Below are 14,203 nucleotides of genomic sequence, written 5' to 3' on the forward strand. Positions count from 1 at the left end.
CACAAGGCACAGGCACGCGGAAGAACGCGGACGGCACGGCGCGTGCGCCCGCACGAGAGGATCAGGCGTGAAAGAAGATCAGGCGCCGGCGCGACCTGGCTGGTCCAGGACGAGGCGACGCGCGCGAGGCCGCGCTACGGCGGCCAGATACGCGGCCACCTGGACCGCGCCGTCGGTCACTGCGCACATGCCGCCGATCCTAGGGAGACTTCGCGGTGGCATCCAACTGGTTTTCCTGGAGGTCGGCACGGCATCCCGGCCATCGGCCTTGACATAGTAAGGTCCAGGGTTTCGTAGGCTGGTGCACATCCCCGAAGACCGCGCGGACGGGAGCGTCATGGGCCGAGACCCCGACTATCTGGCCTTCATGCGGCGCCGCCTGGCCTCCCCTCCTCCCGCCGGGCGCCGGACGATCGAGGAGATCCGCCGCGAGCACGCCGCCGACCTGGCCCCGCTCCCCCGGCCCGCCGTCGCCGTCGTCCAGGACCTCACGCTGGACGGCCCCGGCGGCCCCCTGCCCGCCCGCCTCTACCGGCCCTCCGCGGACTCGCCCGTCCCCGCGATGGTCTACTTCCACGGCGGCGGCTGGGCGCTCGGCGATGTCGACAGCTACGACCCGGTCGTGCGCGCCCTGGCCGTCGCCAGCGGCGTCGGATGGGTGTCGGTCGACTACCGCCGCCCGCCCGAGCACCCCTTCCCCGCCCCCGTGGACGACGCCGTCGCCGCGATCGCCCAGGTCACCGCACGTGCCGGCGACCTGGGCCTGGACCCGGCCCGGATCGGCGCCGCCGGCGACAGCGCGGGCGGGCAGCTCGCCGCGTCCGCCGCCCTCCGCCTCCGCGACGCCCGGGCCGCTGCGCCGGTGCTCCAGCTCCTGGTCTACCCGGCCGTCGACCTGCGGGAGATCCCGCCGGACCCGCCCGACCCCGACGGCCTGGAGTTCAGCCCCTCCGGGCTGGCCCGCATCGTACGGCTCTACCTCGGCGACACCGACCGCACCCGTCCCGAGGTCTCCCCACTCATGGACCCCGACCCCGCGGGCCTCCCCCCGACGATCATCGCGACGGCCGAGTACGACAAGCTGCGCCCCCAGGCCGAGCAGTACGCTCGGCACCTGCGGGCAGCCGGAGTCCCCACCACCCTCATCACCGGCACCGGGCTCGACCACGGCTTCCTCGGCTGGGGCTCCTACGCCCGCCGCCCCGCCGAAGCCGTGGCCCAGATAGGCACCGCCGTACGGCACGCCCTGCACAGCCCGACGCCTTAACAAAGTAAGGCTAGCGGTGAAAGGCACGGGCGGTCCCATCCGGCCACGGCCTCCAGCCTGCCGACCTGGGCGAGGTGCCGGCGGCGGTGCGCCGATCAGCGGCGGAGGGTGCGCAGGTACTTGGCGAACTTCTCCGTGCCGTCGATGACGCGCGGCCCGCTGATGCCCTCGTTGTAGTCGAGGACGAAGAAGTTGTTCTTCCTGACGGCCGGCAGGTGCCGGGTGTGCGGCGAGGTCCTCAGGAACTCGATCTTCTTGGCGGCGGGCCGGTCGCCGTAGTCGAGGATGATCAGGACCTCGGGCCCGGCCTGGGCGACGGCCTCCCACGACACCGTCGTCCATCGCTGGTCGAGGCCGTCGAAGACGTTCCGGCCCCCGGCGGTCTTGATGATGACGTCCTCGGCCGCAATGGCCTCCACGCCGAAGATCCTGCCGAGGCGCTCCAGGTCGGTGTAGAGGGCCTCGAACGGGGTGACGCGTTCGGGGTGGCCCGGGTAGTTGTAGCAGCTCTCGGTGTGCATGTAGACGCCCAGCCCCGCCAGCCCGCCGGTGACCGTGACGCCGACGGCTCCGACGGACGCGCCCGAGGACACCCCCAGCACGAAGGGGTCGGCCAGCGCGTTGCGCACCATCGCCTGGATCGCGACGCCGACCGCGCTGAGCCCCGCCCCCACCAGCGCCGCCAGCAGCACCCGCGGCGTGCGGATCTGCCAGACGATCTGGTACGTCGTCGCCTCGTCCGCCGCGATCCGGCCCCCGGTCAGGGCCGCCCACAGGTACCGGGCGGTCTCCGCGGGCGGGACGGCCGCGGCTCCCAGCCCGATCGCCACGACCACCGAGGCCAGCAGGACGGCGAGCAGCGCGAGGCACACCACCGGCAGGCCGACGCGCGAACCGGGCCGTCGCCCGGGCCGCGGCGCCGCCTGCGGAGCCGTCCCATCAGAACGCGCTGCGGCCTCGGCGCCGGGCGCCGGCCTGGGCAGCGGGGGTGGGGGCATGGTGCGGCCTTCCTCGGCGATGAAGATCGATCCGAGGGGCAATGGTAATCATATTCATTTTCGCTTGTCGCCCCGCCCCCGCCCTACGCTGCGTCTCCATGGGCGTCCGCGGGGGCCGATGTGCTCGACGAGGGGCTGCGGGCGATGATCGCGCCGGTCGGTTCCTCGGCTGGTCGCCCATGTCGGGAGAGGTCCCGGATCAGAGCATCCGGCCCAGCCCGGCCGCCTGCCGGCGCAGAACGGGCAGGAAGTTGCGGCGCATCTCGTCGATCGAGGCGCGAGCGGTGAACGTGCTCGCGGTCAGCGCGGCGCGCACCCGGCCCGACGAGTCGGTCACGGGCACGGCCATGGAGCGTATGCCGTAGTCCAGCTCCTCGTTGGTGAACGCCACTCCCTCGTCCCGGGCCAGGTCGATCCTGCCGCGGATCTCCGGAACGGTCACCAGCGTGTTCGGCGTGGTGCGAACGGGTGCGCACGACTCGAGGTAGGCCGCCAGCTCCGCCTCGGGCACACCCGTGAGCAGGACCCGCCCGGACGCCGACGAGTAGGCGGGGAGCCGCGCTCCTATCCGCACCCCGGTGTTCACGATGCGCTGGACCTCGGCCCGCGCGACGATCAGCGCGGACCCGTCGTCGTACACCGCGACCGACACCGACTCGTTCAGTTCGTCGCGCGCGGCCAGCACGAAGGGCTGCGCCAGCGCGGGAATGCTGGCCGTCTCCAGGTACGCCGCGCCCAGCCGCATCATCCTCGGCGTCGGGCGGAAGAGCCCGCCGTCCTGCTGGAGGTATCCGAGGTCCCGCAGGGTCAGGAGGCAGCGGCGGGCGGCGGCGGGCGTGATGCCGGTCGCGCGCGCGGCGTCGGTCACCGTCAGCTGCGTGCGCTCGGCCGTGAACGCCTCGACGATGGCCAGCCCCTTCGCCAGCCCGGCCATGCCCTCCGGCTGCCGCTTCCCGGCGGGCTCGGCCGCCGCGTCCTCGTGTGATCGCACCACGGACTCCTTATACGGAAGGTCGCCGTCCCGTTTCAAGCACGCGCGAACTCGCCGGCGCGAAGCTCGACGTCGTGGTCGTACAACCAGGCGCGCAGTTCGCCGGACGCGGCGATCTCGGCGTCCCGCTCGCGCAGGTCCTCGTACTGGGAGTCGTACCTGCGGCCGTTGGCGCGCGCCCCCTCCTGCACCTTGGCCGTCCGGGGACGGCGGAACTCCTCGTAGGAGCGCAGGGCGCGCGGCGCGTCCTCGGGTGAGCCGCCGTCGAGCATTACCGCGAGCGCCACGCCGTCCTCGATCGACTGGTTGGCGCCCTGGCCGAGGTGCGGCAGCATCGGATGCGCCGCGTCGCCCAGCAGCGTCAGTCTCCCGTTCGTCCACTTGGGGAGGGGCTCGCGGTCGTACAGCCCCCACCAGTAGGTCGTCTCGACACGTGAGAGCAACTCCCCGACGAGCGGGTCCCACCCGGTGAAGGCCGCGCGCAGCGCGTCGGGGTCGCCCACGCCGGACCAGGTCTCCTCGGCCGCGTCGGCGCTGGGCAGGAAGCCCACGTAGTTGAGCAGGCCGCCGCCGCGCACCGGGTAGACCATGAAGTGCTTCCCCTCCCCCATCCACACCAGGTGCGCGTCCCTGGGCCAGCTCGGCAGGGCATCGGAGGCGATCAGCCCCCGGTAGGCCACGTGCCCGGAGTAGACCGGCTCCGCCGGCTCGGCCACGTACCTCTGCAGCGCGGAGTGGATGCCGTCGGCGGCGACCACGACGTCGGCCTCGGCACGGGCGCCGTCGGCGAACGCCAGCCGCGCCGAGCCCGCGTCCTGCTCGAACCCGACGCAGCGGTGCCCCGTGCGCACCACGCCGGCCGGGAGGGCGCCGGCGAGCGCCCCCAGGAGATCCGCGCGGTGCATCCCGTAGACGCCGTGCGCGCCCTCGGAGTCCGCGGTCCTGATCGGGCCGACCGTGCTGCCGTCCGTCCGGCAGTACCGCGACCCGGCGCCGACCCGGCCGCCGAGCTCGGCGACCGCCTCGCCCAGCCCCATCCGGGCCAGTTGCCGGACGCTGTTCGGCGTGATCAGCACACCGGCGCCGACCTCGCCGAGCGCGGGCGCCTGTTCGAAGACGGTGACCTCGATGCCGCGCCGCACCAGGGCGTTGGCGGCCGCCAGGCCGCCGATGCCGCCGCCCACGATCGCCACCCGCAACCGATCGCTTCCCACTGACCCTCCAATATTTTCGAATAACGAAAAGTGTTCGGGATTCGTTTCACGCTAGGACGCCCTGCCGCGACTGTCAACATCTGGGCACGTCACGCGGCAATCCCTGGGACGGCGTCGACTCTGAATCCGACTCGGCCCGCGCCGGTCAGCCTCTTGACATGCGGCGATACGAGTGCATCATGTAATTCGATTTTCGCGGTGAGTTTCGATAATCGAAAAGCGCCCTCCCGCCCCCCGCCAGGCACTGCCTCGCACACGAGAAAGGCCAGTGGCCATGACGACACGCTCGACCCTGAAGATCGGCTCGCAGCTCGCGCTGATCCTCGGGGCGCTGATCCCGTTGATCTCCTCGGGATGGGTGGGCATGCCGCTCTCCGAGCAGCCCGCGGTACTGCTCGCCACCCTCGCCCTCTGGACGGCCGGCCTGCTCCTCGGCTACCGCGCCTTCGTGCAGGAGAAGGACTTCCCGGCCGGCCACCCGGCCTGGCGGCGGATCTGCCAGTTCGTCACGGCCGCCTCGGCCACCCTGCTCCTGCTGGGCATGACCTTCGGGTTCGTCTACCACCCCACGATCGGCACATCGTTCCTGGGCACGGACTTCACCACGGTCCTGATGATCACGCTCGTCGTCATGGGCGTGCAGATCGCGCCCGACGACTGGAAGGCGGTCGTCAAGGACGCCCGGGTGGTCTCGCTCGCCGTGCTGATCCGCTGGCTCATCATGCCGCTGACCGGCTACTGCGTCGCGTTCCTGGCGTTCCGGCCGTTCCTCGAGCCCGAACTCGCCGGCAGCCTCGCCATCGGGATGATGCTGTTGTCCACCTCCCCGACCGGCGCGGCGTCCAACAGCCTGACCCTGCTCAGCAAGGGCGACCTCGCGCTCTCGGTGTCGGCCACCACGCTCAACGTGCTCATCGCGCCGTTCCTGCAGCCCCTGCTCATCAGGTTCTTCGTGGGCGGCACGGCGAGCGTGGACGCCGTCGGCATGTTCCTGGACCTCGTGCGGTTCGTGCTGGCGCCGGTCGTGGCCGCGAGCATCGTGGGCGCGCTGTTCCCCGGGCTCATCGCCAGGATCAAGCCCGTCCTGGGCCCGCTGGCGGTGCTGTCGCTGACCTGCGTGCTCATGGGGACGATCTCCAAGGGCGCGCCAGCGATCCTGGACAACCTCAACGTCCTGCCCTACGTCCTGATCGCCTGCGTGGTCCAGGGCCTCGCCGGGCTGATGCTCGGCTACCACGTCCCGAAGTACCTGGGCTTCAACCGGGAGCAGCGCATCGCCTCGTGCTTCGAGGTCGGCGTGGAGAACGCCGCGATCGCCCCCGCGCTGGCCGCCACGTACTTCAACCCGCTGGCCATCGTGCCCGCGATCGTGTACGGCAAGACCCAGAACATCCTCGCCGTCACCATCTTCGTGCGGAAGTTCCAGAAGGAGAACGAGGCGCTCGAACGCCGGGAGGAGGCCGCCGAACCGGCGGTGCGATGACGAAGCTCAGAATGCGCCCGCCACCCGCCTTAACATAGTAAGGTCGCTTTTGAAGGCGTTCGCAGCGCGCCTGATATGGCTTTTCATATCGATCAGTGATTCATAGCGGTATTGGACATGCGCGGCCGTTCTCTGCTCTGCTCTTCCGGGTGAGAATCCCTTTCCGGCCGCGGCCCCGATCGGCGGTCGCCCTGATGGCGGCGTCCGCGCTGCTGGCCCCGGCCTGCGCGGCGAATCCCCCCGCCGCGCAGACGGGCGCCGCCAAGCCCGTCGCCCGGACCGGCGCCCTCCCCTCCCGGATCACCGCCGACCCCGGCCTCCAGCGCAGGCTGCGAGCGCTGGAGGTCTCGTACGCGGGCCGCATCGGCGCGGCGGCGATCGACACCGCGACGGGCAAGGCCGTCGGCTACCGGGCCGGCGAGCGCTTCCCCTTCAACTCCATGTTCAAGGCGTACGCGTGCGCCGCGGTCCTCCGCAAGGCACGCGACACCGACCCGGGCCTCCTGGACCGCGTGCAGCACTGGAAACCCGGCGAGGTGCTGGAGAACTCGCCGGAGACCAAGGAGTACACCGACACCGGCATGACCCCCGCCCAGCTCTGCCGCGCGGCCGTCACCAAGAGCGACGGCCTGGCGGGCAACCAGCTGCTGAAGCAGATCGGCGGGCCCGCCGGGCTGACCGGGTACTTCCGCTCCCTGGGCGACCCGGTGGGCCGGCTCGACCGCTACGAGCCCGATCTGACCGGGTGGAGGCCCGGCGAGGCGCGCGACACCACCAGCCCCGCGGCGGCCGCGGGCGCCCTGTCCCGGATCACCGTGGGCGACGCCCTCCACGCCCGCGACCGGGAGCGGCTCGTCGGCTGGCTCCGCGCCTCCGTCACCGGCGCCGAGCGCATCCGGGCCGGCCTTCCCGAGGACTGGACGATCGGCAACAAGACCGGCACCGGCGGCGCCGCCAACCACGGGACCGCCAACGACATCGCGATCGCCTGGCCCCCGGGATCCTCCGCGCCCCTCGTCATCGCGGTCTTCACCAACCGGAACGCCAACGGGGTCCCGCCCGACGAGAAGGTCATCGCCTCCACCGCCACGGCACTGGCCCGGGCCCTCGGCCGCCTCTGACCCGCACCTCCCCCACCCCGCCCATCGCCGCGGCGCGCCGCCCCGGAAGCGGCGCGCCGCCGGGCGTCCACGCGTGGAATCCAGGAGCCGCAAGGGCTCCGTCTTTGAAGAGAACTGGCGATTCTTTGGCCGGGCGGGCGAAACGCCGCTGGCTATCGTGGAGCATGAGCACAGAGAGGTCCGGGGACCCCGCACCGGACACCGCGGAATCGGCTCGTCTCCGCGACGCGGCGACCCGGCTGTTCGCGGTGCTCGGCTATGACGGGACGGCCACGGAAATGATCGCCGACGCCGCGGGCGTCCCCCGGGAGCAGGTCGTGGCGGCGGGCGGGCGGAGCGGGCTGTACCGGCAGGCGCTCGAGGAGCACTGCCGGGAGCAGTGCCTCATGCTGGAGGAGATCGGCCAGGGGTTCAGACCCGGTGACGACCGGATGGCGATCGTGCTCGAGCACCTCATGGACTTCTATCTGGCACGCCAGGACCTGGTGGCCATGTGGCGGCAGCGCCGGATGATGGACGCGGCCGACATGACCGATCTCGAAGAGCGCTACCAGTACCCCATTCACCAGAAGGTCCTGGCCATTCTCGGCCCCGACGTCGTCGAAAGCCCGGAATACGAGCTGATCGGTGTCGTTTTCGCGTGGTGCCTGCTGGGGTTCACGGCCGGCGGCGCCCCGCGCCCCGACGGCTCGCTCCTGGATCCGGACGATCCCCGGGACCGCGCCCTGTTCCGCTCCCACATGATCGAACTCATGGAGAAACTGCGCTCCGCGTAACGGGAATCGGTTCTGATCCGGCGCCCCGGCCGACGGCCTTGACAAAGTAAGGTTCCCGCCGGCGAATGACTCCCGCCTGATCCCGAACTGCCCAAGTGATTATGTTTCGTCTGATTTCGGGCACGGAGTGCCCGGGTACGGGGACGAGCACGCCGTCTCGTCGGCCCGGCTCAACGGGGGTGTGCTGTGAGAGTTGTCGTCGACCTCACGCGCTGTCAGGGGTACGGGCAGTGCGCCTTCCTGGCACCGGAGGTGTTCACCCTGCACGGCCAGGAAGCGCTCATGTACGACACCGACCCCGGCGACGAGCAGCACGAACGCGTCCTGCGGGCGGCCGCGGCCTGCCCCGTCCAGGCGCTGCACGTCGACCGCCTGGTCACCCAGCACCGGACCGTGCGCCCCGAACTGGCCCCCTCGCCGACCGGCGGCGACGAGGAGTTCAAGCGCAGCGGGCGCATCGTCATCGTCGGCGCCTCCCTCGCCGGCGGCCGCGCCGCGGGAGTCCTGCGCAGGGACGGCTTCCGGGGCCGGCTGACCCTCATCGGGGACGAGCCGCACCAGCCCTACGACCGGCCGCCGCTGTCCAAGCAGGTGCTGACCGGCCGGGTGCCCGCCCAGCGCACCCTGCTCCCCTACCTCCGCAGGATCGACGTCGAGTGGCTGCCGGGGACCCCTGCGACCGGGCTCGACCTGGCCGCCAAGCAGGTCCTCCTCGCCGACGGCCGCACGGTCGGCTTCGACAAGGTGCTGATCGCCACCGGGGCGCGGGCCAGGCCCTGGCCGAACGAGCGGGAGGCCGCGCTGGACGGGGTGCACGTCGTGCGCACCCTGGAGGAGGCGGAACGGCTGCGGCGGCGGCTGTCGGCCGGCGTCGGCCGCGTCCTGGTCATCGGCGGCGGATTCACCGGGTCGGAGGTGGCGTCGGTGTGCCGCGGCCTCGGCCTCCCGGTGACCCTCGTCGAGGCGGGCCCCGCTCCCCTGGCCGGCGCCCTGGGCCGGGTCATCGGCGAGGTCGCGGCGGACATGCAGCGCGCCGCCGGCGTCGACCTGCGCTGCGGAGTCAGGGTCGGCGCCCTGGAAGGCGACGCCGGCGGGCGGCTGCGCGGCGCACGCCTGTCCGACGGCGGCACGGTGGAGGCCGACGTCGCCGTGGTCGCGCTCGGCGCCGTCCGCAACGTCGAATGGCTGCGCGACTCCGGGCTGGCCGCCGGCGTGTGGGGGGTGGCCACCGACGCCGGCTGCCGGGCCCTGGACGTCAACGGCCTGGTCACCGACGACGTGTTCGCCGCCGGCGACGTCGCGCGCTTCCCGCACCCGGTGTACCACTACCAGTTCATGGCGCTGGAGCACTGGGGCAACGCCGTCGCCCAGGCCGAGATCGCCGCCCACAACATGCTCAGCGACCAGGCCCACCGCTGGCCGCACCTGTCGCTGCCGGTCTTCTGGTCCAACCAGTTCGGCACCAACATCAAGTCGGTGGGGGTGCCGACCTTCAGCGAGGAGGTCGTCATCGCGCAGGGCTCGGTGCCCGACCGCCGCTTCGTCGCCGTCTACGGCCACCGCGGCAGGATCACCGCCGCCGTCACCTTCGACCAGGCCATGTGGCTGGACTTCTACCAGCGGCTGATCGAGCAGGCCGCACCGTTCCCGCCCGATTTCCGCATGGTCGACCGGCCGGACGGGGAGCGTCCCGTCCCGGCCGAGGTCCCGCCGCGGATCGTCCCCGCCGAGGGCGCGACCGTCGTGGTGACCGGCCACGACCCGGCCGAGCGCCGCGTCTCGGCCGTCCGCGAGTCATAGGGACGAGGAACCAGCGACACGGGGAGGCACCGACGTGGAACCGGCCGGCGTCTACGAGCGGATTCACCAGTTCTCCAACCGGGCCGACCCCTACCGGCTCTACACCGAGCTCCGCGACACGCCCGTCGCGCGGCAGGAGGACGGCAGCTACGTCGTCAGCACCTACCGCGAGATCGTCGCGCTGCTGCACGACCCGCGGGTCAGCTCCGACCGCCGCAACCTGGCCGAACCGGCCCACGCGGACCAGGACGCGCTGCCCTCGGCCTTCATCGGCCTCGACCCGCCCGAGCACGACCGGCTCCGCCGCCTGACGATGCGGCACTTCGGGCCGCCGCACTCGCCCGGCAAGGTCGACGCCATGCGCGCGGAACTGCTCGAGATCATCACCGGCCTCATCGACGGCGTCGCCGGCCGCGCGCGGGCCGACCTCGTCGACGACATCGCCTACCCGTTCCCCGTCACGGTCATCTGCCGCCTGCTCGGCGTGCCCCGCGAGGACGAGCCCCGCTTCCACCGGTGGGCCGAGGAGATCGTCGAGACCATCGGCCCCGGTGAGGGCGACAGGGACGAGCGGGCCCGGCGGCGCCAGGCCGCCGTCCTGGAACTGGGCCGGTACCTGGGCGAACTCGCCGAGGCCCACCGCCGCGACCCCGGCGACGACGTCCTGTCCGGACTGGTCACCGACCAGGGCCCCGACGGCCCCATGTCCGGGACCGAGGTGATCACGACCTCGGCGCTGCTGCTGATCGCCGGGCACGAGACCACCGTCAACCTCATCGCCAACGGGATGCTCACCCTCCTGCGCGACCCGCCGCTGCTCGAACGGCTCCGCCGGGAACCCGACCTGGTCGTCCACACCGTCGAGGAGCTGCTGCGCTGCGAACCGCCGGTCCACTTCCTGCCGCAGCGCGTCGCCCTCGACGACATCGCCATCGCGGGCGTCACCATCCCCAAGGGCGCCTCCATCGTCCTCGCCCTGGCCTCGGGCAGCCGCGACCCCGCGCACGTGCACGATCCCGACCGCTTCGATCCCGACCGCCCCTACATCCAGCACCTCGGGTTCGGCGGCGGCGTCCACCACTGCTTCGGCGCCCCGCTGGCCCGCCTCGAGGCCCAGATCGCGCTCCGCGAACTCGCCCGCCGGCTGGTGAACCCGCGCCTGGTCACCGACCCGCCGCCCTACCGCCCCAGCTCGACGCTGCGAGGCCCGCGCCACCTCGACATCGAGTACGACGACGTCATCCCGTAGCCCTTTTCAGGGGCGCGGGATGTTGCGGAGGTTGGCGCGGGCGAGCTGGATCATCCGCCCGACGCCGCCGTTGAGGACGAGCTTGCTGGTGGTCGTGGCGAAACCGGCCAGCTGCCGGCCGGTGACGTGCGGCGGGATCGACAGCGCGTTGGGATCGGTGACGACGTCGACCAGCGCCGGGCCGTCGTGGGCCAGCGTCTCGCGCAGGGCGTCCCGGACGTCGGCCGGGTCCTCGACGCGCACGCCGTGCCCGCCCGCCGCGCGGGCGATCGCCGCGTAGTCGGTGCGGGGGTAGGCCGTGCCGTACGGCGGGAAGCCCGCGACCATCATCTCCAGGTCGACCATGCCCAGCGAGGAGTTGTCGAACAGCACCACCTTGACCGGCAGGCCGTGCTGGACCAGCGTGAGGAAGTCCCCCATCAGCATCGAGAACCCGCCGTCGCCCGACAGCGCCACCACCTGCCGCGACCGGTCCAGCATCTGCGCGCCGATCGCCTGGGGCATGGCGTTGGCCATCGAACCGTGGTTGAACGACCCGATCACCCGGCGCCGGCCGTTCGGGGACAGGTACCGGGCCGCCCAGACGTTGCACATGCCGGTGTCCACCGTGAAGATCGCGTCGTCGGCGGCCTCCTCGTCCAGGATCGAGGCGACGTACTCGGGATGGACGGGCCGGTGGTGCTCGACGTCGCGGGTGTAGGCGGCGACGTCGTTCTCCAGCAGCTCGGCGTGCTTGGCGAGCATCCGGTCCAGGAACCGGCGGTCGGTCTTCTCCCGCACCTCGGCCGTGACTGCGCGCAGCGTCTCGCGGACATCGCCCCAGACCGCCAGGTCCAGCCTGGAGCGGCGGCCCAGATGCTCGGGGCGGATGTCCACCTGGACGACGCGGACGCCGTCGGGCAGGAACGCGGTGTAGGGGAAGTCGGTCCCCAGCAGGATGAGCAGGTCCGCCTCGTGCATCGCCTCGTAGGCGGCGCCGTAGCCCAGCAGCCCCGACATGCCGACGTCGAAGGGGTTGTCGTACTGGATCCACTCCTTCCCGCGCAGCGCGTGCCCGACGGGCGCCTTGACGCGGCCGGCGAACGCCATGACCTCGTCGTGGGCCCCGGCGGTGCCGCTGCCGCAGAACAGCGTGATCGCGCCCGCCTCGTCGACCAGCCGGGCCAGTTCGGCGATCTCGGCCTCCCCGGGCCGCACGGCGGGCCGCCGGGTCACCATCGCCAGGGGGGCGTCCTGCCCGGGCGCGGCCCGCCCGGCGACGTCCCCCGACATGGCGACGACGGCGACGCCCGAGCGGCCGATCGCGTGCTGGACGGCCGTCCGCAGGATCCGCGGCATCTGCGCCGGATCGGAGATCAGCTCCGAGTAGTGGCTGCACTCGGTGAACAGCCGGTCCGGGTGCGTCTCCTGGAAGTAGGCGGTGCCGATCTCGGCGCTGGGGATGTGCGCGGCCAGCGCCAGGACCGGCGCCATGCTCCGGTGCGCGTCGTAGAGCCCGTTGATCAGGTGCAGGTGGCCCGGTCCGCAGCTCCCGGCGCACGCGGCCAGGCGCCCGGTCAGCTGCGCCTCGGCACCGGCGGCGAACGCGCCGGTCTCCTCGTGCCGCACCTGCACCCACTCGATCGAGGGGTTGCGCCGCACGGCGTCGGTGACGGGGTTGAGGCTGTCCCCGACGACGCCGTACAGGCGCTGGACGCCCGCGTGCACCAGCAGGTCGACGAACTGCTCCGCGACCGTCTGCTTGGCCATGCCCCGAACCTCCGTCGAACGGCGGACGGCCCCGGTACGCGCCGCCGGCCGTGGCCGGGGCGCTCCGCCCTCACTGCGCAGGGTCCTGCCCCGGCACCGGACGCCGACGACACGGGGGCCCGGTCCTTTGTCAGCCCTCGAAGGAGTTCTGGGACGGCGTTTGACCGCGGGGATACTCGTCGTGGCGGCGCAGCCAGCTCATGAAGGGGTCGTCCCCGCGGCGGGGAGCGGGCTCCCAGTCCTCCTGCCGCCCGCGGGCGGTGAGGTCGAGCCAGTTGTAGGTGCCCAGGAGCAGGTCGAGGCCGCGCGCGTATCCGGAGTAGGTGTGGAAGACGCGGTCGCCCTCCCGCAGGAACGCGCTCACGCCGGGCTGCTCACCCGACCATCCCCGCCAGGCGGGGTCGTCCCGCACCAGCTCGGCCTGATCCTTGTAGTTGTACTCGACCGGTGCGACCGACTCGTCGAGGGTCACGTGGTAGTCGTAGTTGAAGTCGCTCCCGTGCGAGGAGTACCACGGGAAGGTCCACCCCATCCGCCGCCGGTAGCGCTCGAGCCTGTCCAGCGGCGCCCGGGACACCAGCGCGAACGAGGTGTCGCGGGCGTTCAGGTGGCCGAGATGGCCGACGTTGTCGGTCACGAACGAGCAGCTCGGGCAGCCCTCGTCCGCGTCGGGCTCGAACATGAAGTGGTAGATCAGCAGCTGGCCGCGCCCGTCGAACAGGTCCGGCAGCCTCGCCGGCCCGTCCGGGCCCTCGAACACGTAGTCCTTGGTGACCTCGACCATCGGCAGGGCGCGCCGGGCCGCGTTGACCCGGTCGCGCTGACGGGTCAGCGCCTTCTCCTCCTCCAGCAGCTCCCGCCGCGCCGCTAGCCACTGCTCGCGCGTGGCGACCCGCGGATCCTCGGACATGTCGTCCCCCCTCGTCTCGTCCCGTCGCCCCCGTCCGAGGACATGCCCGCCGCCGGGCGGTTCGATCCCGGGCGGTCCGATCTCGGGCCGTTGATCTCGGGCGGGCGCCGCGTGGGACGCTGGGCCGATGGAGAGCGATGTCGCCGCCGACCACCGCCCGTTCGCGGTCCGCGCCGGAGGCCAGGACCTGCTGGTCGCCTGGCATCCCCCGTCCCGCCCTCCGGAGGGACGCCCGCACGGCGCCGAGGGCGTGTGCCTGACCGGCACCGGGGAGGCGGTCCTGGTCAGCCATGACGGCGAGCGCTGGTCGTTCCCCGCCGGACGGCCCGAGGACGGGGAGACCTGGCAGGACACCCTGTACCGGGAGGTGCGCGAGGAGGCGTGCGCGGAGGTCGTGAGCGCACGCCTGCTGGGCTACAGCCGCGGCGAGTGCGTCGCCGGGCCGGAGAAGGGGCTGGTGCTGGTGCGCTCCATCTGGCGCGCCGAGGTCGAGGTGGGCCCGTGGACGCCCCGGTTCGAGATCAGGCACCGCCGGATCGTCGCGGCGGCGGACCTCGCGACCGAACTCAAGCTCGGCGCCCACCCGTTCGCGCCGCTGGTCCGCCGCGCGCTCCTGGAGGCCGGCATCGGCTGAGCCGAACCGGT

12 protein-coding genes are annotated in these 14,203 nt (G+C 72.5%); 7 read left to right on the forward strand and 5 right to left on the reverse strand.

Annotated elements, in window-relative coordinates; all coding sequences use genetic code 11:
* Positions 1 to 301 precede the first annotated feature (301 nt).
* Positions 302 to 1,267: an alpha/beta hydrolase gene (locus tag ACFPZN_RS18340; RefSeq protein ID WP_378283209.1), complete on the forward strand. Its 966-nt coding sequence runs from the start codon at positions 302 to 304 to the stop codon at positions 1,265 to 1,267.
* A gap of 95 nt (positions 1,268 to 1,362) precedes the next feature.
* On the opposite strand, the gene ACFPZN_RS18345 is transcribed toward ACFPZN_RS18340, so the two are convergent.
* The 3 genes from ACFPZN_RS18345 to ACFPZN_RS18355 all read right to left on the reverse strand — a co-directional run bounded on the left by ACFPZN_RS18345 (position 1,363) and on the right by ACFPZN_RS18355 (position 4,470).
* Positions 1,363 to 2,307, reverse strand: a complete 945-nt coding sequence (locus ACFPZN_RS18345; RefSeq protein ID WP_378283210.1) for an iron chelate uptake ABC transporter family permease subunit — start codon at positions 2,305 to 2,307, stop codon at positions 1,363 to 1,365.
* Positions 2,308 to 2,464: 157 nt separating this feature from the next.
* A complete protein-coding gene (locus tag ACFPZN_RS18350) occupies positions 2,465 to 3,256 on the reverse strand; it encodes an IclR family transcriptional regulator domain-containing protein (RefSeq protein WP_378283211.1) in 792 nt (263 codons plus the stop codon).
* 35 nt (positions 3,257 to 3,291) lie between these two features.
* Complete coding sequence (locus tag ACFPZN_RS18355; RefSeq protein ID WP_378283212.1) at positions 3,292 to 4,470, reverse strand: FAD-dependent monooxygenase; 1,179 nt, start codon at positions 4,468 to 4,470, stop codon at positions 3,292 to 3,294.
* A 274-nt stretch (positions 4,471 to 4,744) separates the two neighbouring features.
* Between ACFPZN_RS18355 and ACFPZN_RS18360 the strand changes: the two genes are divergently transcribed.
* From ACFPZN_RS18360 to ACFPZN_RS18380, 5 genes are all read left to right on the forward strand, one after another.
* Entirely contained in the window at positions 4,745 to 5,953 is a 1,209-nt protein-coding gene (locus ACFPZN_RS18360) for a bile acid:sodium symporter family protein (RefSeq protein WP_378283213.1), read from the forward strand.
* 149 nt (positions 5,954 to 6,102) lie between these two features.
* Positions 6,103 to 7,074, forward strand: coding sequence for a class A beta-lactamase (gene bla / locus ACFPZN_RS18365; protein ID WP_378283214.1), 972 nt, complete (start codon positions 6,103 to 6,105; stop codon positions 7,072 to 7,074).
* Positions 7,075 to 7,238: 164 nt separating this feature from the next.
* Positions 7,239 to 7,850, forward strand: a complete 612-nt coding sequence (locus ACFPZN_RS18370) for a TetR/AcrR family transcriptional regulator (RefSeq protein WP_378283215.1) — start codon at positions 7,239 to 7,241, stop codon at positions 7,848 to 7,850.
* 186 nt (positions 7,851 to 8,036) lie between these two features.
* Positions 8,037 to 9,650, forward strand: coding sequence for an FAD-dependent oxidoreductase (locus tag ACFPZN_RS18375; protein WP_378283216.1), 1,614 nt, complete (start codon positions 8,037 to 8,039; stop codon positions 9,648 to 9,650).
* A 34-nt stretch (positions 9,651 to 9,684) separates the two neighbouring features.
* Positions 9,685 to 10,899, forward strand: coding sequence for a cytochrome P450 (locus ACFPZN_RS18380; protein ID WP_378283217.1), 1,215 nt, complete (start codon positions 9,685 to 9,687; stop codon positions 10,897 to 10,899).
* A 6-nt stretch (positions 10,900 to 10,905) separates the two neighbouring features.
* Here ACFPZN_RS18380 and ACFPZN_RS18385 read toward each other — a convergent pair whose 3' ends face one another.
* Complete coding sequence (locus ACFPZN_RS18385) at positions 10,906 to 12,648, reverse strand: pyruvate dehydrogenase (RefSeq protein ID WP_378283218.1); 1,743 nt, start codon at positions 12,646 to 12,648, stop codon at positions 10,906 to 10,908.
* A gap of 130 nt (positions 12,649 to 12,778) precedes the next feature.
* On the reverse strand, positions 12,779 to 13,558 hold the full coding sequence (locus ACFPZN_RS18390; protein ID WP_378283219.1) for a DUF899 domain-containing protein: 780 nt from the start codon (positions 13,556 to 13,558) through the stop codon (positions 12,779 to 12,781).
* 127 nt (positions 13,559 to 13,685) lie between these two features.
* Here ACFPZN_RS18390 and ACFPZN_RS18395 point away from each other — a divergent pair, with 127 nt between their 5' ends.
* Positions 13,686 to 14,192 (forward strand): NUDIX hydrolase, encoded by a 507-nt coding sequence (locus tag ACFPZN_RS18395; protein ID WP_378283220.1) that lies wholly within the window; start codon positions 13,686 to 13,688, stop codon positions 14,190 to 14,192.
* Positions 14,193 to 14,203 lie beyond the last annotated feature (11 nt).

The sequence above is a fragment of the Actinomadura rugatobispora genome (assembly GCF_042656285.1).
Classification (GTDB): Bacteria; Actinomycetota; Actinomycetes; order Streptosporangiales; family Streptosporangiaceae; genus Spirillospora; species Spirillospora rugatobispora.